Origin of the sequence: Pseudoalteromonas sp. S1650 (genome assembly GCF_005887195.1) — a bacterium.
Lineage (GTDB): Bacteria > Pseudomonadota > Gammaproteobacteria > Enterobacterales > Alteromonadaceae > Pseudoalteromonas > Pseudoalteromonas simplex.
In genome coordinates this window covers 1-2,260 of sequence record NZ_PNDF01000057.1, presented here as the reverse complement: position 1 = coordinate 2,260, position 2,260 = coordinate 1, and the positions used below count along the sequence as shown (strand labels likewise).

Here is a 2,260-nt window from a genome sequence, read left to right as displayed (position 1 = left end):
ACGAGTTCTGAGTTAAATACAGGAGTTGATGCTGCTGATAATGCTTTTATCGAGTACAGAAAAACGAGTTTTAGTCAGCGTGCAGATTTTTTAGAGTGTATTGCAGAGCAAGTTTTAGCACTTGGCGATGATTTACTAACGCAAACAGCGCAAGAAACCAATTTACCTATGGCACGCTTACAAGGTGAGCGAATGCGCACGGTTAATCAGTTAAAAGCATTTGCCAGTGCACTGCGTGAAAACCCAGATTCACCACTAGGTTTAAAGCTGATTGATGAAGCTGATAGTAATCGCTCGCCACTACCTAAACCTCGTACAGAGCTTAATTACTTACCGCTTGGGCCTGTAGCTGTATTTGGTGCGTCTAATTTTCCGTATGCATTTTCAACACTCGGGGGGGATACCGCCGCCGCACTTGCAGCAGGCTGCCCAGTGGTTGTTAAAAATCATACTGCGCATCCAGGCACAGGGGAGCTAATGGCTCGTGCAGCGCTTGCTGCGATTAAAGAATGTGATATGCCGCTAGGTGTATTTTCAGTGCTGCAAAGTGATGTTTACGATATTTCGCATCAATTAGTCGCAGCTCCGGCCATTAAAGCAGTCGGTTTTACTGGGTCGTTTAATGTGGCTAACTTACTGCAAGCTACTATAGCGAAACGCCAAGAGCCAATTCCATTTTATGGTGAGCTAGGTAGCATAAACCCACAAATAGTTTTACCCAATAAAGCGCAAAATGAAGGTAAAGCTATGGCTGAAGCTCTTTGCCAATCAATGCTAATGGGTAATGGCCAATTTTGTACCAGTCCTGGCTTATGGCTGGTACCAACGGGCTGTAATGAATTAGAAGCCGAGGTAGCCAACTGCATTAGTGCAGCCGCCTCAGATACTTTATTAACCCCAGGTATTGTGAAGACCTTTAAAAAGCAAGTTAGCCAGCGCAGTGAGCTCGAAAACGTAGAGCTTATTGCTAAAGGGGAACTCACAGAAGACTTTCATGGTAATGCCCACGTATTTGCATGTAATGTTGATACCTATTTAGCAACTCCAATGTTACGTGAAGAAGTATTTGGCCCAGCCGCTTTATTGGTTCGTTATGAAAGCATGGAGCAGTTAAGCTTACTAGTAGCAGCGCTTGAAGGGCAGCTTACGGCAAGTGTGCATGACAGCGCTGATGATTTAGCTAAAGCTGAACACGTTATAGAAGAGCTGAAATACAAAGTAGGGCGTTTAATACACAATCAAATGCCAACCGGCGTAGAAGTATGTGGCTCAATGAACCATGGTGGACCTTTTCCAAGCTCCACAGATGTTCGCAGCACTTCTGTTGGGTTAAATGCAATGTTGAGATTTTTGCGACCAATTTGCTATCAGTCTTAGTTAATTGTAGCGGGAGTAGAAATTGCATTTCCCGCTATCTCTTTATTATGAAGGATTCTAACTTGGCATGCGTGTTTTCATAGGTATAATGCATATTAAATGCAATTTATATAAATTACTATGGCCATAGAACATAAAACTCGAACTCAGCTTGTTGCAGAAGCTATCCGCGAAAAAATTCTTTCAGGTGAAATCAAAGCGGGAGATCCATTACGTCAAGCAGCATTAGCCACTGAGCTAAACGTAAGTCGGATTCCAGTACGTGAAGCTTTGCTTCAACTCGAAGCTGAAGGGTTAGTCAACTTTGAAGCTCATAAAGGTGCGACTGCTACACAGCTTTCGGCATCTCAAATTGATGAGATTTTTGATTTAAGAGCATTGCTCGAAGCGGAACTACTAAAACATTCGATAAATAATTTAACTGATCAGGATTTAATTGATGCAGAATTAATTTTAGCTGAGCTTGAAAGCGCTATGGACGCTGGCGATACTCATTTAGCTACTGGAGATTTAAACAGTCAGTTTCATGCTAAATTATACAGCCGCGCCGCGCGCCCACAAACCCGTGAGCTGGTTGATATGTATAGTAAAAACTCTGAGCGCTATGTACGTATGCATATTTTATTGGCAGGTGGTTTAACAAAAGCTCCTGAAGAGCACCGTACTTTACTCGAGTTATGCAGAAAAAAAGACTGTCAAAATGCCTGTGAATATTTAAAAAATCATATTGTTAAAGCTAAAAACGATATAAAAAAATTACTAATAAAATTAGAAGGTGAAAAAAGTAATTAAAAAATATACCTAGCAACTAGTACAGGCTATTAAACTCTAATTTATAACTTTAGGCATTGCTTTCGCTTTCCAGCAGCAATAATACAGAAGT

The 2,260-nt window shown here is 41.3% G+C and carries 2 protein-coding genes; both read left to right on the top strand.

Annotated features, from left to right (window positions below):
- Positions 1 to 1,377, top strand: a 1,377-nt coding sequence (locus CWB80_RS16225; protein ID WP_138686287.1) for an aldehyde dehydrogenase (NADP(+)), incomplete at its 5' end; no start/stop codon positions are given.
- A gap of 120 nt (positions 1,378 to 1,497) precedes the next feature.
- Entirely contained in the window at positions 1,498 to 2,169 is a 672-nt protein-coding gene (locus CWB80_RS16220) for a GntR family transcriptional regulator (protein WP_138602780.1), read from the top strand.
- Positions 2,170 to 2,260 lie beyond the last annotated feature (91 nt).